This window comes from Stenotrophomonas sp. YJH_SMC_48-3, from assembly GCF_059369375.1.
The window spans coordinates 469,929-487,640 of record NZ_JCAFSQ010000001.1 but is presented as its reverse complement, the minus strand read 5'-3'; the positions used below and the strand labels follow the sequence as shown (position 1 = coordinate 487,640).

At 66.8% G+C, this 17,712-nt stretch carries 14 protein-coding genes; 5 read left to right on the top strand and 9 right to left on the bottom strand.

Translation table 11 applies throughout. The features are described from left to right. Position 1 precedes the first annotated feature (1 nt). Positions 2-661 carry an alpha/beta hydrolase gene (locus AC5P65_RS02240; RefSeq protein WP_111098708.1) on the bottom strand — a complete coding sequence of 220 codons (660 nt, stop codon included), beginning with the start codon at positions 659-661 and terminating at the stop codon, positions 2-4. A gap of 50 nt (positions 662-711) precedes the next feature. Beyond that, positions 712-2,637 carry a glucans biosynthesis glucosyltransferase MdoH gene (gene mdoH / locus AC5P65_RS02235; RefSeq protein WP_019660748.1) on the bottom strand — a complete coding sequence of 642 codons (1,926 nt, stop codon included), beginning with the start codon at positions 2,635-2,637 and terminating at the stop codon, positions 712-714. Positions 2,638-3,131: 494 nt separating this feature from the next. Between mdoH and AC5P65_RS02230 the strand changes: the two genes are divergently transcribed. Beyond that, positions 3,132-5,174, top strand: coding sequence for a TonB-dependent receptor domain-containing protein (locus AC5P65_RS02230; RefSeq protein ID WP_111101746.1), 2,043 nt, complete (start codon positions 3,132-3,134; stop codon positions 5,172-5,174). A 57-nt stretch (positions 5,175-5,231) separates the two neighbouring features. Here AC5P65_RS02230 and AC5P65_RS02225 read toward each other — a convergent pair whose 3' ends face one another. Beyond that, complete coding sequence (locus tag AC5P65_RS02225; protein ID WP_021204097.1) at positions 5,232-5,402, bottom strand: hypothetical protein; 171 nt, start codon at positions 5,400-5,402, stop codon at positions 5,232-5,234. A 214-nt stretch (positions 5,403-5,616) separates the two neighbouring features. Here AC5P65_RS02225 and AC5P65_RS02220 point away from each other — a divergent pair, with 214 nt between their 5' ends. Continuing rightward, complete coding sequence (locus tag AC5P65_RS02220) at positions 5,617-6,003, top strand: DUF2628 domain-containing protein (RefSeq protein ID WP_019660750.1); 387 nt, start codon at positions 5,617-5,619, stop codon at positions 6,001-6,003. Between the two features lie 78 nt (positions 6,004-6,081). On the opposite strand, the gene AC5P65_RS02215 is transcribed toward AC5P65_RS02220, so the two are convergent. From AC5P65_RS02215 to AC5P65_RS02205, 3 genes are all read right to left on the bottom strand, one after another. Continuing rightward, a complete protein-coding gene (locus AC5P65_RS02215) occupies positions 6,082-8,613 on the bottom strand; it encodes a methyl-accepting chemotaxis protein (protein ID WP_111098710.1) in 2,532 nt (843 codons plus the stop codon). Positions 8,614-8,826: 213 nt separating this feature from the next. After that, positions 8,827-9,720 (bottom strand): NAD-dependent epimerase/dehydratase family protein, encoded by an 894-nt coding sequence (locus AC5P65_RS02210; protein WP_019660752.1) that lies wholly within the window; start codon positions 9,718-9,720, stop codon positions 8,827-8,829. 98 nt (positions 9,721-9,818) lie between these two features. Next, complete coding sequence (locus tag AC5P65_RS02205) at positions 9,819-10,730, bottom strand: S41 family peptidase (protein ID WP_111098711.1); 912 nt, start codon at positions 10,728-10,730, stop codon at positions 9,819-9,821. Between the two features lie 52 nt (positions 10,731-10,782). Between AC5P65_RS02205 and AC5P65_RS02200 the strand changes: the two genes are divergently transcribed. Then, the gene (locus AC5P65_RS02200; RefSeq protein WP_111098712.1) at positions 10,783-11,247 is read left to right on the top strand and encodes a MarR family winged helix-turn-helix transcriptional regulator; all 465 of its coding nucleotides are present in this window, start codon (positions 10,783-10,785) and stop codon (positions 11,245-11,247) included. Positions 11,248-11,443: 196 nt separating this feature from the next. Then, the gene (locus tag AC5P65_RS02195; RefSeq protein ID WP_495221588.1) at positions 11,444-11,758 is read left to right on the top strand and encodes a KGG domain-containing protein; all 315 of its coding nucleotides are present in this window, start codon (positions 11,444-11,446) and stop codon (positions 11,756-11,758) included. A 259-nt stretch (positions 11,759-12,017) separates the two neighbouring features. Here the strand turns inward: AC5P65_RS02195 and AC5P65_RS02190 are convergent, their stop codons facing one another. After that, a complete protein-coding gene (locus tag AC5P65_RS02190) occupies positions 12,018-12,368 on the bottom strand; it encodes a VOC family protein (protein ID WP_019660756.1) in 351 nt (116 codons plus the stop codon). 104 nt (positions 12,369-12,472) lie between these two features. Further along, positions 12,473-12,673, bottom strand: a complete 201-nt coding sequence (locus tag AC5P65_RS02185) for a hypothetical protein (protein ID WP_031270690.1) — start codon at positions 12,671-12,673, stop codon at positions 12,473-12,475. A 189-nt stretch (positions 12,674-12,862) separates the two neighbouring features. On the opposite strand from AC5P65_RS02185, the gene AC5P65_RS02180 reads away from it, so the two are divergent. Continuing rightward, positions 12,863-16,255 carry an autotransporter domain-containing protein gene (locus tag AC5P65_RS02180; RefSeq protein WP_111098715.1) on the top strand — a complete coding sequence of 1,131 codons (3,393 nt, stop codon included), beginning with the start codon at positions 12,863-12,865 and terminating at the stop codon, positions 16,253-16,255. Positions 16,256-16,319: 64 nt separating this feature from the next. On the opposite strand, the gene cml is transcribed toward AC5P65_RS02180, so the two are convergent. Next, positions 16,320-17,507, bottom strand: coding sequence for a CmlA/FloR family chloramphenicol efflux MFS transporter (cml, locus tag AC5P65_RS02175; RefSeq protein ID WP_111098716.1), 1,188 nt, complete (start codon positions 17,505-17,507; stop codon positions 16,320-16,322). Positions 17,508-17,712 lie beyond the last annotated feature (205 nt).

Sequence of the window (17,712 nt, the reverse complement as noted above, 5' to 3'; positions counted from 1 at the left end):
CTCAGGCAGTGCCCAGGCGTTCCTGCAACCAGTCACCCAGCGCCTGGATTTCTTCGGCGCAGACCTGGTGGGCCATCGGATAGCTGTGCCACTCCACCTCCAGGCCCATCGCCTGCAGGGCCTGCGCGCTGTGTACGGCCACCGCCTGCGGAATCACCGGGTCGCTGCTGCCATGGGCCATGAACACCGGCACCTGCACCGCACCGTCAGCGCGCTTGGCGCTCTCGGCCTCGGGCAGGTAGGTGGACAGTGCAATCAGGCCGGCCAGTGGCGCCGTGCGTGACAGTGCGGCGGTCAGGATGATCGCGCCACCCTGCGAGAAACCGGCCAGGAAGATCTTCTCCGGAGCGATGCCGCGCTCGATCTCACGCGCGATCAGCGCATCCAGCTGCAGTACCGAGTCCTGCACGCCGGCCATGTCGGCGCGCGAGCGGAAATCCATGCCGACGATGTCGTACCAGCCGCGCATCGGCACGCCGTTGTTGATCGTGATCGGCCGCACCGGCGCATGCGGGAACACGAAGCGCAGCGCTGGCCAGTGCGGACGCACCAGCTCCGGCACGATCGGCGCGAAGTCGTGACCGTCGGCGCCAAGGCCGTGCAGCCAGATCACCGACCACTGCGGCGAGGCGCCGGTTTCCTGTTCCACCGTTTGCAGCATGATGTGGCTCCTTCAAGTTCGAGCCGCATTATGCCGCTGCCGCAGGGCGATCAGTACAGCGGCGGTTGTTCGGCCGCTTCCCGGCGCAGCTGTGCAGCGCGTACCAGCACCGGCGGCGGGATGTTCTCTTCGGGGATATCGAGCAGGCCAAGCCGATGCAGGAAGGTACCCGGCCCGCGCGATGACGTCAGCGCCACCACCGGGACCGCCAGCACCATGCCGATCACCACCGGCGCCATCCACGCGGCCAGCGACGGCGATACGGCCCAGGCCAGCACGCCCATGAAGGCACCGAATACGCCGAGGCCGCCATAGCCGCGGATCAGCGCCAGCCACGAGATACCACCGTCGTCACGCTGCTGCGCGTCCCAGCCGGAATCGCGCCCGGACAGCACTTCGGCGACGCCGCGCGACTGCACGTACATCACCACCGGCGCCATCAGCGCGGCCAGTACGGTTTCCACCAGCATCGAAACGAACGCGCGGATCGCGCCACCACAGCCACGACGGTCGACCGGCTCCAGAAGCATTGCCAGGTACCCCAGCACCTTGGGCAGCAGCAGCACGGCCATGGTGGCAGCGAACAGGCGAACCACCTGTTCTTCGTCCTGTGCGCGCCAGTAAACGCTGGGCGACAGGTGCAGCAGGGCGTTGAAATCAATGCCTTCCTGGAACAATGGAATGGCGATGCCGATCAGCATCAGCATCGCCCACATCGGCGCGGTGAAGTAATGGCCGATACCGATCAGCATGTGCGTGCGGCTGATCCAGTGCAGGCCACGGCTGCCGACCACCTTGCCGTGTTGCAGGTTGCCCTGGCACCAGCGGCGGTCGCGCACCAGCAGGTCAGTCAGTGTCGGAGGGCCTTCCTCGTAGCTGCCACCCAGGTAGGGCACCATGTGCGCGGCCCAGCCACCACGCCGCATCAGCGCCGCTTCGACGAAGTCATGGCTGAGCACATGGCCGCCGAACGGCTTGCGTCCTGGTAGCGCTGGCAGGCCGGCGTGGTCTGCGAAGGCGCGGGTGCGGATGATGGCATTGTGGCCCCAATAGTTGCTCTCGGCGCCATGCCACCAGGCCACGCCACGCGCAATCACCGGCCCGTACACGCGGCCACCGAACTGCTGCATGCGCGCGAACAGGGTACGGCCACCGATCACCGACGGCAGGGTCTGGATCAGGCCGACGTCGGCGTTGTGTTCCATGCCGGCCACCAGGCGCACGATGCTGTCGCCGGTCATCAGGCTGTCGGCGTCCAGGATCAGCATCTGCGGGTAGGCGCCGCCGAAGCGGCGCACCCAGTCGGCGATGTTGCCGGCCTTGCGCCCGCTGTTGTCGCCACGGCGGCGGTAGAACAGCCGCACCCGGCCATCAGGTACACGCTCGCGCAGTTCGGCAAACACCTGTTCCTCGGCACCGGCGATGTCCTCGCGGCGGGTGTCGCTGAGCACGAAGAAGTCGAAGCGGTCGAGCTGGCCGGTGGCCGCCACCGACTCGTAGATCGCCTGCAGGCCCGCCAGCAGGCGGCGCGGGTCTTCGTTGTAGGTTGGCATCAGCAGCGCGGTGCGGCTGTGTACCGTAGGCAGCGGCTTGTCCGGATCGATGCCCAGCCGGTAACCCCGGTCGAACACCGCCGTCAGGAAGCCGGCCACGGCACTGGCGAACGACAGCGCAATCCAGGCGAACAGGCCGACGAACAGCACCAGCAGGCAGGCTTCAAGCACGCTGATGCCGTTGGCCGACAGCACCCGCCACATCATCCGGGTAGCGATGGCGGTCATCGCCAGCGTGCCGCCGAAGATGTAGAACCGGCGCAGGCCGATCAGCCGCGGCGAGGTGCGGTGGCGTCGAACCTTCAGATGGCCCTCGCGCAGGGTCTGCTCGGGCATCTGCAACGGCGATTCCACCGGCAGCAGCGCCCAGCCGGCATCAAGCCGGGGCGTATCCGCTTCCGCATGGATGGTCTGCACCCCCATTGCCGCCTACTCCGCGCGGTCGGCACGGCCGGCCATCCCGGCCGGGCTGCATGCACCAAGGTTCCCGGCGCGCTTTCCCGGCGCCCGCACTTGTCCTGGCTGCGTCGGCCTCACGCCGCGCAGTCGCTGTCTGTCACTACCGGAACCCACACGATCTCCAACAGGGCGGAATCGAAAATGCGGCCCAGTCTAGGGCGCCGGATGTAAGCCGGGTGCGAAGGCCTAAGCCGGGATTTATCCCCATTCAGCAAACAGCAGGCGAGTCTGGCAGCCAGGTATCGGATGTCACCTCGTCGCCTCCTGTGCTGGATCGTAACAAATGCGAACGGTTATCATTTCATGAACCAGGCAGGTTGCCGTCGTCCGCACGGTCAAAACCCACCCAGCTGCGCCGGTTCCAGCCCCGGCGCCGTACGACCCATGGAAGGGAGCTGCCCGCTGTCTGCGTGCGCCTGCTGCCTCCATCGGGTCTCCCTCCTCCGATGGAAGCCATCATGCCCCTGTCCCGTTCCCGTCCCGCGCGCCCGCCGCGCACCCGCTTGGCCAGCGCCCTGGCCGCCGCCTGCCTGCTTGGCCTGCCCGGCATGGCTGCCGCAGAGGCCAGCGCCGATGCCTCCACCACGAATCTGGATACCGTGGTGGTTACCGCCTCGGGCAACCAGCAATGGATCAAGGATGCCCCGGCCAGCATCAGCGTAATCAGCCGCGAGGACATCGAACGTCAGCCGGTGCACGACCTGGCCACCCTGCTCAGCCGTGTGCCGGGCGTGACCGGTGGCCTCAGCGCGGTCGGCGAGCAGTCCAAGATCAAGCTGCGCGGCATGCCGTCGAACTACACGCTGGTGCTGGTGGACGGCAAGCGCATGGGCAGCTCGGCGTCGACCAACTACCGCCCCGACCTCGGCCGTCAGGATCTGAACTGGATCTCGCCGGAGCAGATCGAACGCATCGAAGTGGTGCGCGGGCCGATGTCGTCGCTGTATGGCTCCGATGCCATGGGCGGGGTGATCAACATCATCACCAAGCGCATCGGTGATGACTGGAGCGGCAGCGCCACCCACAGCTACACCCGCCCCGCTGACGGCAAGCGCGGCGATACCCAGCAGATCGGCGCAACGTTCTCCGGCCCGCTCGGCGAGCGCTTTGGCCTGCGCATCGGCGCCAACAGCATGCGCCGCGATTCGGACCGCTCCAACGGCGGTGTCTACGGCAATGCCTATGCGGGCGAGAAGGACCGCAATGTCGACGCGCTGCTGCAGTGGAACCTGAGCGACGCACAGGCGCTGTCGCTGGAAGCCGGCCATGGCGTGCAGCAGGCCTTCATCGATGCGTCGCTGGAAAAGCAGGATGAAAGCGCGTGGGGTGCCAGTGAGCTCAAACGCAGCTCGCTGGCGCTCAACCACGATGGCAAGTGGAGCTTCGGCAATTCGAAGATCAGTGCGTACTGGACCGAGTACAGGAACAACATCGGTGCTACCGGCCGTTCCGAAGCAACAGATACGATCATCGAGGGCAACCTGACCACGCCGTTCACCCTCGGCGTTGAACACCAGTTTGCCGTGGGCGGCCAGTGGAAGCGCCAGGAACTGACCAACACCGATACCATCGGCCGCGCGCCGATCGACTATGCCGGCAATGCCGTCAGCGGTTCCGATCTGGAAGTGGATACCTGGGCCCTGTTCGTAGAAGACGGACTGAAGCTGCACCGCACCCTGGCACTGACCCTGGGCGCGCGCCTGGACCACCATGAGAAGTTCGGTGGCCACGTCAGCCCGCGCGCCTACCTGGTCTGGCATCCGGCCGAGCAATGGACCATCCGCGGTGGCGTTTCCAAGGGCTTCCGCGCGCCCAGCCTGACCGAGAACTCGCCCAGCGCCGCCACCCAGTCCGGGGGCCGTGGCTGCACCTCGCTGATCCCGCTGGGCTATACCCGTGGCGGCTGCTACATGGCCGGAAACCCGGACCTGGACCCGGAAACCAGCACCAACCGCGAGATCGGCATCAGCTTTGGCAACGACCTGGTCGATGCCGGCCTGACCTACTTCCACACCGACTTCAGGAACAAGATCGAGTACGCACCGCTGGGCAGGTTCAACGGCATCTGGTGGACACGGATGAGCAACGTGCAGCGCGCACGCACCAGCGGCATGGAAGGCAACCTCAATTTCCGCTTCGGCGAGCACTGGCGCTGGCGCACCTCGGCAACCTGGATGAAGGAAGCCAAGAACCTGACTACCGGCCGCAACCTGATCGATACGCCGGAATTCTCCGGCTATTCGTCGCTGGACTGGACGCCCAACACGGTGTTTTCCAGCAGCCTGTCGGCGCAGTACACCGGCAGGCAGACCGGCACGGCGACGACCTTCCTCAAGGCCTACACGCTGTATGACCTGACCGCAGCGCTTAACGTCAACGAGGTGCTGACCCTGCGCGGTGGCATCAGCAACCTGGCCGACAAGACGCTGTATGCCGAAGGCTCCACCGACTACTTCGTCGCTGGGCGCAGCTACTTCCTCAGCATGACCGCACGGTTCTGAGCCCCGCGCGCGCCGTGATCGCGCTGGCGTGATGCCAGCGCGATCAACGGTGGCGGATTACTCGCTTTCCAGCGCGGCCGGCGCCGCGTCCCGCGTGGCGGCCGTGCGCGCACGGTCCATCGCCACCGCCAGTTGCTGGCGCGCGAGCAGTTGTTGTGCCTGCACCACTTCAGGTGTCGGCAGGAGCACCGGCCCCGGTGCGTTTTCCGGTGTAGCAGCTGTGGTCATGCAACCTCCATGGACATCCCGCCGCCGCCGGGGTCAACCGCGGCGGCAGCGGAACTGCGCACCCTAACCCAAAAACAAGGCGGGCGGGTGACGGTGCGGCGCCGGGCCGCAGCCGTCGGAACAAGGCAGGCGTCACATTTTTGACGGCAGCGCTTGGATCCTGAATAGGACTTGTCCTATCATGAAAACGTTTTCTCACAGGGATGTTTCCCCAATGAATACCACTGACCTGTCCCAGTTCAGCCCGAAGTGGCAGTTCCGCTTCAACTTCTTCCGCCAGCACGGCGCCCCCAAGAACCCCGGCTTCAAGCAGGCCTGGAAGGCGCTGTCCTTTGGTGACCGCCTGAAGATCAACCTGAACTTCTTCGCGCTGTTCTTCGGCGCCATCTACCTGCTGATCCTTGGCATGTGGCGCAAGGCACTGGTGGTGATCGGCATCAACATCGTACTGGCCATCATCACCATGTTCCTTCCCGACGTTGTCGGGCGCATGCTGTTCATCGCCATGAACCTGCTGGTCGCCTCCAGCACCAACTACAGCTACTACCTAGAGAAGGTGGAAGGGCGCACCAGCTGGAACCCGTTTGAAGGCATGTTCTGAGCCATCAGACCTGCGCAGGGATGCGCGGCAAGGATGCAAGCGACGCCCGGCCTCCGCCGGGCGTCTTCGTTTTCTGGCTCAGGCCGCGCGGCGTGCCGTGGCCATCGGCCCGGCCTGCAGGCGGAAGCGCGACACCGCCACCGCCAGCTGCTCGGCCTGCTCCTCCATCGCGCGGGCTGCTGCACTGGCTTCCTCCACCAGTGCAGCATTCTGCTGGGTGGTTTCGTCCATCTGCACCACGGTCTGGTTGACCTGCTCGATGCCGGCCGACTGTTCGCGCGAGGCGGCCGAGATCTCGGCCATGATCTCATTCACGCGGCCGACCTGACCGACGATGTCCTGCATGGTGCGTCCGGCACCGTGCACCAGCTGCGCACCGGCTCCGACCTGTGCCACCGAAGCGTCGATCAGCTCCTTGATCTCCTTGGCGGCACCCGCTGAGCGCTGCGCCAGCGCACGGACTTCGCTGGCGACCACGGCGAAGCCACGGCCCTGCTCGCCGGCGCGCGCGGCTTCCACCGCCGCGTTCAATGCCAGGATGTTGGTCTGGAACGCAATGCCATCGATCACCGAGATGATCTCGGCGATGCGCTGCGACGAGGCTTCGATCTGCTGCATCGTCTGCACCACCTGGCTGACCACCTCGCCCCCTTCGCTGGCCACGCCCGCTGCGGAACCGGCCAGCATGTTGGCCTGCAGCGCGTGGTCGGCATTCTGGCGCACGGTGGAGGTCAGTTCCTCCATCGACGCGGCGGTTTCTTCCAGATTGGCGGCCTGCTGTTCGGTGCGGCGCGACAGGTCGCTGTTGCCGGCCGCGATCTCGCCAGCGGCCAGGCGGATGCTGGCCGCCGACTGCTGGATCTGTCCGACGATCTGAGTCAGCTGCTGCACGGTGCTGTTGGCATCGTCGCGCATCACCGCGAACACCCCGTGGAACTCACCCTGCATGCGCGCAGTGAGGTCGCCGGCGGCGATCGCGCGCAGCAGCGTAGACAGTGCAGCCAGGTTGTGGTCGCTGACCTGCATCATTGTGTTCAAGGTCTCCACCATGCGGCGGAAATCATGCTCGAAGCGCAGCGCATCACCGCGCACGGCGAAATCACCGGCAGCGGCGGCGGCGGCCAGCTGCTGGATCTGCTCGTTGATCGCAGCCAGGTTGCCCTTGGTGGTTGCCATCGCGGCGGTGAATGCCGCCTTCTCGCCCGGCAGCGCTTCCATGTCCACGCTGAGGTCGCCCACGGCGTAGCGCTGCATCACCTCGACCAGGCGCTGGGTGACCGCATTGCTGGAGGCCACCAGCTGGTTGCTGTCGGCCACCATGCGGCCGTACTCGCCCGGGAACGCCGCAGCATCCATGCGGTAGCTGAGTTCCCCGGCATCGTGGCGGCGCGCCATTTCGGCCTGCGCAGCCATCACTGACTGCAACTGCCCACGCATGCCCTGCATCGCGTCCAGCAGGCGCCCCACTTCGTCGTTGCTGCGCGCCGGCAGCGTGCTGTCCAGCTTGCCGGCCGCGACGTCACCGGCCACGCGCACGGCTTCAGCCAGCGGACGGATCGCCAGGCGGCGCAGCAGCACATACACGCCGGCGCTGAGGGTCAGCGCGGCGACCACGCCGACCAGCAGGGTCAGCCACAGCAGCTGGCGTGCCTCAGCCACGATCACCGCGTGCGGCATCACCACGCCCAGGGCAAAACGCTGCGGCGCATCGCCGACCCGCAGCGGTACATACACCCGCACATTGCCGGCCGCATCCGGAGTGAAGGCCTCGAACGGACGGTCGGCGGCAATGTCGGCCAGCATGCTGCGGGTCTGCGCGTCGCTGCGCGGCTTGCCGATCTCGGCGGCATTGGCCGAGGCCAGCACCACACCCTTCGGCGACAGCAGTTCGACACGACCGGCCCCCATCGGCTTCAGCGTGGCCAGGTGCTTCTGCAACGCCGCCAGCGAGAAGTCCACGGTGAACACGCCCAGGAATCTGCCGTTCTCGATGATCGGCGTGCTCAGGGTGCTCATGAGCACTTTCTGGCCGGCGATGTCATAGGCGTAGGGTTCGCTGACCTTGGGCAGCTTGTCGCGGCTGGGCCCCATGTACCAGTCGCCCGATCCGCTGGCGGTCTCGGTGTAATCGGTCATCACCGACTGCTGCGGCTTGCCGTCCTGCCAGGCCCAGTAGCTCATGTAACGGCCGGTGGCATCGTGTGCTTCGGTATTGACGAACTCCGCATCCTTGCCGTCGAAGGCATCGGCCTCCCACATGGTGCTCTTGCCGAGCCATTGCGGATGAGCACGCAGCTGTTCGCCGAGCACCGCCGCCAGGCTGGCGCGGTCGGGCACGTCGCCACGGGCACGCTGGGCCAGCACGCTTTCAACCATGGCATCGTTGCTGGCAAAGGCGGTGCCCAGGTCAGCCGCCACCTGGCGCGCCTCGGCGTTGGCCTCGCTGGTCATGGTCTGGCGCGAGGCGCTGATCAGACTGGCGCTGGCCTGCCGGTAGATCAGGAACGCGGTCAGGCCGAAGCACAGCAGCGCGATCACAGCGGTGCCCAGCATCAGCTTGTGGGCGATGCTGCCCGGGCGTTGGGCAGTGGCGGAGCGGGAAGAAGGCATGGGAGGGTCCGCAAGGCAATTCAGGACGACCGGCGTCACGAGGACACCGCGCAGGCGCGCGATCCGTCGCGCAGGCCACCGGCCGCCGGGCCGCGCCCGGTGCACGAGGCACACCGGGTTTAGCGGCCGGCCGCCATCGAGATTGAGGCCAGCGGCCTGCACATTCCTGAACCTGCTCAGGGTGGGCTCGGTGCCCCGCCCCCTGCGACCATCTCATTCGGCGACCCGATCCTTGATCCACTCCGCCCTTGGCAGCACCTCGATGCTGCCGGCGGCGTACTGCTGCAGCACGTCGTCCGGGCCGAAGCGCGGCTGCCAGCCCAGCACGCTGCGCAGGCGGGCACTGTCGTAGACGCGATCGATGCTCAACGGCAGCGGCCAGCCCCGTCGTTCGAACTCGGCCAGCAGCTGTGGCGCGCGGCGTGCCAGCACGCTGCGCGGGTGGGTGGCCAGCTCCAGGCAATCCTCACGCCGGAACGGCGTCGGAGCGCACGCGATGTAACGCGCGAAAGCGGCGCCTTCGTCCAGCAGCAGTGCAGCATGCGCGCTGGCTACATCACGTGCGTCGATACCGCGGTGCAGGCGGAACATCGCCATGCGCTCGGGCGGCTCGGGGAAGCAGCGGGCCATGCGCAGCACGCGCACGCTGAAGGCCGGCGCCGCAGCGGCTTCGGCCAGTGCTTCGGCCTGCAGCTTGGTGCGGTGGTAGATCGTGCGCGGCAACGGCTCGGTGTCTTCATCGATCCAACGGCAGCCACCGGCGACCACGGCGTGGCCATACAGCGCGGTTGTACTGGTCAGCACGAATCGCCGCGCCCCGGCTTCGCGTGCGGCCTGCAGCAGGTGCGCGGTCGCCTCCACGTTGATCTGGTGGAACACCCCGTCCGGCACCAGGCCGACGTGGGGTGCGTGCAGGGCGGCGGTATGGATCACCGCGTCAACGCCCTGCACCGCCCGTGCGACAGCCTGGTGATCGGTGACATCGGCAATGATGCGGGTGGTGGCGAATGGGCTGCGATCCAGCCCCACCACTTCGTGGGAGGCCGCCAATGCGCCGAAGATCGCGCGCCCGATCCGCCCGGAACTGCCGGTCAGCAGAATCTTCATTGAGTCCATTCACTCGAAGCGCCCGGGAACTACCGGGATGCTTCGATTCTAGGCACGCTGCATGTCGTCTGCGATAGGGCGCAATTGCAATTGTGCGTTCATTCCCGCGAGGCCGATCGGGCCAGCAGCTGCCGCGCGACGAACAGCGGATCGTCACCGCCTGCCGCGTCGGGCGTGACACCGGTGCGTTCCCAGTTGGTTCCGGTATGTAGATTGATCGGCTGCCGATCGGGAATGCTGATCTGATAGCCATCCGGCAGCAGCACAGGATCATCGACCATGTGTGCAGCGCCGCCGCTGCGCGTGCCGACAATGCGTGCACGGCCCAGCGCCTGCAGCGAGTAGGCGACGAACTCGGCAGCCGACGCGGTGCGGCGATCGATCAGCACGACCAGCGGCTTCAGGTAAGTGGGCAGGCTTGCCGGCGGCAGTGGTACCAGCGTGCGCCGCCCGCGCTGGTCCAACTGCTGCACCGCGTCGATCTTCGCGTCCAACAGCGTGCGCACCAGCAGGTCGGCACTGCCGTCATCCCCGCCGCCGTTCTGGCGCAGATCCAGCACCAGGCCATCGGTGTCGGCCAGCAGCTCGAGGGCGGCGGCGAGTTTCGGCCGGGCCAGATCCAGCGGATAGAATGTACTCAGCCGCAGGTAACCGATGTTGCCCTCCAGCACCCGTACCTCGCGCACGCCAGCGCCATTGCTGCGCGCATCCGCGCGCCATGCCATCAGCCAGTCGTCCTGGCCGGCCGTTGCGTCCACGCGCTCTACATGGAAGTGGCCATCGAACGTGTCCAGGTCCTGGTTCAGGCGTGCGCTGAAAGCCTTCGGATCCGAGCAGCTGTCCACATAGCGCTGCTGGGTGGACCAGCCGCGCACGGCTTCGGCAATGCGTGCGCCTTCGGCCGCATCCAGGTACTGCGCCTCTATCGCCGTGGCCGCTGCCTGCAGCACGGCGTCCTGCGCCGGGCAGGCGGCCGCCAGCAACGCGCCAAGCATCCACGAAACCGTCATGATCGCCTCCGTCGCCTTGATGATATATAAGTGCTTATATATCATTGTCACCATGGATCTCCAACGTGCAACTCTGGGAACGCTGCTGCGTGCCCTGCTCGACCAGCTCGACCCGGCGGTCGAGCAGGCGTACCGGGATCTGCAACTGGACTACCGGCCGCGCTACACCCCGGTGCTGCGCACGCTGATGGTGCAGGGCCCCTGCCGCATCAAGGATCTGGCACTGGCCTGCGGGCTCAGCCACTCCGCGCTCAGCCAGACGGTTTCAGCGATGGTGCGCGACGGCTGGCTGCACGCTGCGGTGGGCGAGGACAGCCGCGAACGCATCCTGCAGTTGAGCCCGCACGCCCTGCGGGCATTGCCGGCGCTGCAGGCGCAGTGGCAGGCTACGGCGCTAGCGGCCCGCAGTCTCGACGCCGATCTTGGACAGTCGTTGGAACAGGTGCTGCGTGAGGCATTGAAGGTGCTGGAGCAACGACCGTTCGCGCAACGCCTGCGCGACGCCCGCCTGCGCTGATGCAGTGCGCCGGCGACACCCCGCGTGTTCGCCGGTGGTGGTGGTCCTGGCATCCGCCTGAATGGCGGACTCATCAACCACGTGCGCATGCCGGGTGAAGACCACGGCGGGGATGGCGACCTCGGCTTAGCACGCACTGGCCAAGCATTGGCGCTGTCGCCGACCACGGCGCCGACCATGCAGAAGGATACTTCCCATGACTGAGCAGAATCACCGCTCCAACCGGGGCTTCGCCTCGATGGACCAGGCCAAGCAGCGCGCGATCGCTGCCAAAGGCGGACGTGCGGCGCATGCCTCCGGCAATGCGCATGAGTTCAGCCGCGATGAGGCACGTGCGGCAGGCCGCAAGGGCGGCGAGGCGATCAGCCGTGATCGGCGGCACATGGCCGCGATCGGGCGCGAGGGTGGGCACGCGCGCCACGCCAACGCGCGCCAGCAGCAGCAGCAGCAGCAGCAGCAGCAGCAGCAGATCGAGCATGGTGGAGAGGCTCCGCACCGCCAGCAGAAGTGATGATCACGCGGCCAGGCCGTTTCCCGTCGGCGGTGCCATCCTGCAGCCACAAGCTGGGCCAGGGTACCGGCCGATGCCATCGCCCAGCCGACGCCGACGGCCGTGCCACTGCGGTACCACGTAAGCATCCGCGGCGCGGCGTGCATCGCGCCCGGTTGCGCGATGAGCGCACGCGCGTGTCCTGCCAGCCCCTGTGATATCGATTGCCATGCAGGGTCGGCCTGTCACGGGGTAGCAGGCGGCGTTGGAACCGTCCTGCTCAGGTGTGCACGAGGATGTTCAACAGCCGCCCGAATGGATCGCGGACAAAGAAGCGGCGCACGCCCCAGGGTTCATCGACCGGCCCATACTCCAGCGCGATGCCGGCCTTACGCATGCGCTCCAGCACCTGCTGCAGGTCGTCCACCTCGATCGACAGGTCCGGCACCGCAGTGCCGGAACCGCCTTCACTGGCAAAGCTGACCTGCGCCAGCGCACTGCCCTGCCCGCCATGGGTGACGATCCAGCCATGGTCCATCACCACGGGCATGCCAAGCAGCTCGCCATAGAAGGCAGCGGCCCGTTCCGGCTCAGCCGTGGCGATGTTGGCGACGACGCGTTTGACGGCCATGGCATGCTTCCGTTGGACAGGGCCCATCCAGACTGCCCGACCTTCCACGGAAACAGAAGAGCCCCGTCAGTGACGGGGCTCCCACACGGCTCAATCGGCGCGACTCACACGCCCATGCACAGATCGACCACGCAGGTATTGTACGCCTGCTGGCATTCCCCAGCGTCGGCCCCACTGGCCAGGCACATCTGGTAGGCCCGCCAGCAGGGCGCGTCGCAAGGCTCGACAGGGCCCGCCACCGCCACCGAACCGGTACATGCCAGCGCGAACAGCGCCGCCACGATCACTTTCCTGACAGTACGCATCACCATCACTCCCTGATAAGCCTGGTGAGCCCAGGCCGGCTCACGGTAGCGGGGGAGCCGCGAGGCAACGTGAACACCGGCGTCACGCCACCTTAACGCGTTCATAAAAATTCCTTCACACTACTGGGGGTGATTGGCGCGCTGCGGGGTTAACGGCGTTGTTGTCCGTCAACCAAGGAATGTTGTCCGATGAATCACCCGCAGCACGGCTGTTCGTCCCACTCCCGCTTCCCGCTGCACAGCCGCCTGGCGTTGGCCGTGGCCAGTTCGCTGTTGCTGGCTGCAGCGCTTCCCGCCATGGCCAGCGAGTCACTCGACGCTTGGCAGCAGCAGCGCCAACTGCAGGCGGCATGGGCGCAGCCCACGTCGATGGCGAGCGCGTCGGCCGGCGCCAACGCAGCGGCCGCAACACCCACGGCAGCAGCCAGCAGCACGTCGCTCCTCGGTAACGCAGGTGATCCGGCCAGTTGGCACACGGAGGAATTCAACGCCGACTGGGGCCTGGCGGCGACCCACGCCGACGACGCCTATGCGCGTGGCCTGACGGGCACCGGCATCCGCCTTGGCGTGTTCGACAGTGGCACCGGCCTGGACCATCCGGAATTCGCTGGCAAGAACCATCGCAGCATCCACATCGCCGACGTGCTCGCCGATGGCACGCGCTGCACCAACACTGCACAGCTCACTGGCCCCGGCGCCTGCTTCTCAAGTGACGGCGACGACGTGCAGGTCAGCTACGTCGGGTTCAACGCAAACGTCCCGCAGAACATCCGCGATCTGATCCTGGCGGGGCCCTATGTACAGCCCGGTATCGGCTACGAAGTGCACGGCACCCATGTTGCCGGCACCATCGCTGCCAACCGTGATGGCAACGGCATGCATGGCGTGGCCTTCGGCGCCGATCTCAGTGTGGCCCGCCTGTTCTTCAACAGCGCCAGCGAATGGCAGCGTACGGCGACCGGGTATTCCGTAGTCTCGCTGGGCAGCGTCGGGCCGGATTCGTCCGCCGTGGTCGACATGTATGCGCAGATGAATGCCCAGGGCGTGCGCGCGGTAAACCACAGCTGGGGCCTGAGCAAGGAACCCGATGCGGTGCTGATGGACCGGATCTACAACGATCCCGATTATCGCGACTACCTTGCCACTTATGCAGACGGATCACGCGCCAGGGGAATGATCCAGGTCTGGGCGGCAGGCAATTCGCCGGCGCGCGGTGCTGCGGCTCCTGTATCGGCCAGCCCGATCGCCGGCATGTACGCCACCCTGCCGCGTGCCTTCGCCGACATCGAAAAATACTGGCTCAGCGTCGTCAACGTTGGACAGGATTTCACCCTCAGCCTGACCTCCAACAAGTGCGGGCTCAGCGCCAACTGGTGCCTGGCGGCCCCGGGTTCCAACATCAACTCCACGGTCTACGGCGATGACTCCGCCGTTGCGGCGTCGTTGGGCGTTGATGCCAACGGCAACCTGTCGCTCGACGTCACCCAGCGCGTGCCAACCTACAGCTACGGGCTGCTCAGCGGCACGTCGATGGCCGCACCGCACGTCACCGGTGCGCTGGGCCTGTTGTTCGAACGCTTCCCCTATCTGGACAGCGCGCAGGTCCGCGACGTGCTGCTGACCACCGCGCGTGATCTTGGCGCACCCGGCATCGACGAGATCTACGGCTGGGGACTGATGGACCTGCGCAAGGCCATCGAAGGCTACGGCTCGCTGCGCGTGGATACCAACGTGGTGATGAACCAGAAGGCCGGTGGCCTGAAGGTGTGGGAAGGCGACGCCTGGGATGACTGGACCAATGACATCGGCGGCCCCGGCAAGCTGAACAAGTCCGGCATCGGCTGGTTGCGCCTGACCGGTGACAACAGCTTCAACGGCGCGGTACTTCAGGACGGTACGCTGGAACTGAACGGCGCCAACGCGCTTACCGCGGCGGTCGAAGTGCAGGGCGGCCAGTTCCTGCTCAACGGCAGCCTGTTCTCCACCGCACTGACCACTACCGGTGGCGTGAGTACGGTCAGCGCCAGCGCCGTGCTGAAGGACAGCAACCTGAGCGTCAACGGCGGCGTGGTGTCCTTCAACGGCACGCAGACCGGCGGCACCACCACGGTCGGTGCCAACGGCCTGCTGAAGGGTGTCGGTACGCTCGGCACCACCCAAGTCGACGGCATCATCGCGCCCGGCAATTCAATCGGCACGCTGACCATCAACGGCAACTACGTGCAGGGCGCAACCGGCGTCTATGCCGCCGAACTTGCTCCAGGCGGGCGCAGTGACCAGTTGCACGTGACCGGCACCGCCACCCTGGGCGGTACCCTGCTCGCGCTGCCGGAGCCGGGCACCTACTACCTCGGCGAGCAGTTCAATTTCATCCGCGCCGACGGCGGTCTCAACGGGCAGTTCGCGAAGACCGACTTCAGCGCGTTCTCGCCGTTCCTGCAGTTCAGCCTGGCGTACGGTGCCAACGGAGCACGCATCGACGTGGCCCGTGGTGCATCGCTGGCCAGTGCGGCCACTACGCCCAACCAGCATGCGGTTGCGGCGGCGGCCGATGGCCTGGCGATCAACCAGGGCCTGCCCAAGCCGCTGACACAGCTGTTCCCGCAGCAGGTCGGTGCCGTACTCGATGGCCTCAGCGGCGAGCTGCACGCAGCCACCTCGCTGGCGCTGGTGGAAGGCAGCCGTCATGTCCGTGACGCTGCGTTGTCACGCCGTGCCGGCGCAACCGCACCGGGATCCGATACGGGTGACGCCACCGGTGCCTGGGTGCAGGCACTGGGCGGCAACAGCAGGCTGGATGGCAACAGCAACACCGCGCGCACCGATGCCAACAGCAATGGCCTGCTGGTGGGCATCGACCGCGAGTTCGATGGCTGGCAGGTCGGCGTGCTGGCCGGTACCGGCCGCACCGACGTGAAGCAGCTGGAGCGCCGTGCCAAGTCGAAGATCGACAACACGCACGTCGGCGCCTATGCCAGCCACGCCTGGGGCGGCTTCGGCCTGCGCGGTGGCGTGGCATGGAGCAAGCACAAGGTGAAGAGCACGCGCGATGTCGGCTTCGCCGGCTTCAGTGACAGCCTGAGCGCGCGCTACAACGCGCATGCGCGCCAAGCGTTCATCGAAGCGGGCTATCGCTTCGGCAACGCGGAAGGCGGGTTGGAGCCCTACCTGCAGGTGGGTCGCGTGGAAGTGGACCTCAAGCAGATCAACGAGCGCGGTGGCGCGGCGGCGCTGCACGGCAAGGTGGACGACACCGGCACCACCACCGCTACCGCAGGGCTGCGCTTCGACAAGGGCCTGAAGGCATCATTCCAGCAGGACAGCTGGCTGCATCTGCGCGGTGGTCTGGGCTATCGCCGCGCCTTCGGAGACCGCAGCCAGGTGGCCAACCTGGCCTTTGCCAACAGCAGCACGCCCTTTGCAGTCGAAGGCGCACCGATTGCCGAGAACGCTGTCGTGGCCGAGCTGGGCCTGTCGGCGTGGCTGACGCCGCGGCAGCAGCTGGAGCTGGGCTACAGCGGCCAGTTCGGCAGTGAAAGCCGCGACCATGGGGCCAGTGCTCGCTGGTCCATCCGCTTCTAAACACGTGTTCTCTTGACGGGTTGGGGCGGCCTTGCGGCCGCCCCTTTTTTGCCCACCCCCAGCGCTATGCGCGACGGCGCAGGGCGGCGGCACCTGCCAGGCTGGCAAGTGGCAGCAGCAACCCATAGGCCACCAGCGGCCACACGGTATCGCCGGGTAGCACAAGGATCACCAGCGTGCCGATGCCTGCCACGATAAGGCTCTGCACTGCGTAGTACAGGGCCACCGCCGCACCCGACGCATCGGCGAAATCACGCAGCGCACCGTTGGCAGCCACTGAAACCACCATCACCAGCCCCACCGCGATGCCCCACATGGGCAGCACCACGCCGATCAACGAGGGACGCCACGCGGCGGCCGACGCCATCAGCAGCGCCCCGGCCACCATCACCCACAGGCCGCGCAGGAAGGTACCGCGCACGTTCCAGCGCCCAATGCACGCGTTCGCCATCCGCGCCGTGACGATCATCACCAGTGCCACCGTCGCGAAGGCCAGGCTGAACGACAGCGGCGAGTACTGCATGCGCCCGACCAGCAACCGGGGCGCGACTGAGAAGAACACGAAGAATGTGCCCATGCCCGCGCTGAAGCCCAGCGTGTAGACCCAGAACGCGCCGCTGCCGAGGATGCGTCGTGCCGCCGGTCGCGCCCCGTCATGGCACTGCGGGCGGGTTTCGTGCCAATGCCGCACCGCGCGCAGGCCGGCGATCGTGCCCAGTACACCGAGCAGAACGAAGATCGCGCGCCAGCCGACGGCACCAGCCAGCAGTGCGCCCAGAACAGGCCCCAGCGCCGGCACGAAGGCCAGCATCGAAGCGAACAACCCATACAGCGAGGCGCCTTCGGGTGTATCGGCATAGATGTCACGGACCGTGGCGAAGGTCGCCACCAATGCCGCCGACGCTCCCACCGCCTGTACGGTTCGCCAGGCCAGAAAAGCGGCGCCGCTGCCGGACAAGGCCAGCGCAAACGACGACAGCGCGAACAGCAACGCCCCCAGCAACAGGACCGGGCGTCGCCCGATGCGGTCGGACAATGGGCCAAACAGCAACTGGCCCAGCCCGAGCGCCAGCAGGTAACTGCTCAACGTGAGCTGCACCAGCGTCGGGGATGTCTGCAGTGCCTGCGGCATCACCGGCACCACAGGAAGATAGATGTCCATGGCCAGCGAGGCCAGGAGGTCGAACGGCGCCATCAGCACAATGGCCGACGGCAACGGGTGGGCCCAACGCGGGGCCTTTCGATTGAACATGGGGAGTCTCCGCCCGGAGTGATCCGGCGGCGATCCATCCACTTCGCGTGCATCGCAGGGATGATCACCGCAACAACGTCTGCATCGTTGTTGCGGCTCAGCGAACTGTCTGCGGACCGTTCCCGTTGCTCATGGTGTTGATCGTTGGCGGTGCGGAACCGGTGCAAGTGTAGCAGCGACCGGTTCAGGGTGGCCGGGGCAGCGG

What these genes read in the sequence shown, in the direction of transcription:
- AC5P65_RS02180 (WP_111098715.1), top strand. Translation starts at nt 12,863, where the DNA reads ATGAATCACCCGCAGCACGGCTGTTCGTCCCACTCCCGCTTCCCGCTG.
- AC5P65_RS02225 (WP_021204097.1), bottom strand. Translation starts at nt 5,402, where the DNA reads ATGACCACAGCTGCTACACCGGAAAACGCACCGGGGCCGGTGCTCCTG.
- AC5P65_RS02185 (WP_031270690.1), bottom strand. Translation starts at nt 12,673, where the DNA reads ATGCGTACTGTCAGGAAAGTGATCGTGGCGGCGCTGTTCGCGCTGGCA.
- AC5P65_RS02190 (WP_019660756.1), bottom strand. Translation starts at nt 12,368, where the DNA reads ATGGCCGTCAAACGCGTCGTCGCCAACATCGCCACGGCTGAGCCGGAA.
- cml (WP_111098716.1), bottom strand. Translation starts at nt 17,507, where the DNA reads ATGTTCAATCGAAAGGCCCCGCGTTGGGCCCACCCGTTGCCGTCGGCC.
- AC5P65_RS02210 (WP_019660752.1), bottom strand. Translation starts at nt 9,720, where the DNA reads ATGAAGATTCTGCTGACCGGCAGTTCCGGGCGGATCGGGCGCGCGATC.
- mdoH (WP_019660748.1), bottom strand. Translation starts at nt 2,637, where the DNA reads ATGGGGGTGCAGACCATCCATGCGGAAGCGGATACGCCCCGGCTTGAT.
- AC5P65_RS02240 (WP_111098708.1), bottom strand. Translation starts at nt 661, where the DNA reads ATGCTGCAAACGGTGGAACAGGAAACCGGCGCCTCGCCGCAGTGGTCG.
- AC5P65_RS02205 (WP_111098711.1), bottom strand. Translation starts at nt 10,730, where the DNA reads ATGACGGTTTCGTGGATGCTTGGCGCGTTGCTGGCGGCCGCCTGCCCG.
- AC5P65_RS02195 (WP_495221588.1), top strand. Translation starts at nt 11,444, where the DNA reads ATGACTGAGCAGAATCACCGCTCCAACCGGGGCTTCGCCTCGATGGAC.
- AC5P65_RS02230 (WP_111101746.1), top strand. Translation starts at nt 3,132, where the DNA reads ATGCCCCTGTCCCGTTCCCGTCCCGCGCGCCCGCCGCGCACCCGCTTG.
- AC5P65_RS02215 (WP_111098710.1), bottom strand. Translation starts at nt 8,613, where the DNA reads ATGCCTTCTTCCCGCTCCGCCACTGCCCAACGCCCGGGCAGCATCGCC.
- AC5P65_RS02220 (WP_019660750.1), top strand. Translation starts at nt 5,617, where the DNA reads ATGAATACCACTGACCTGTCCCAGTTCAGCCCGAAGTGGCAGTTCCGC.
- AC5P65_RS02200 (WP_111098712.1), top strand. Translation starts at nt 10,783, where the DNA reads ATGGATCTCCAACGTGCAACTCTGGGAACGCTGCTGCGTGCCCTGCTC.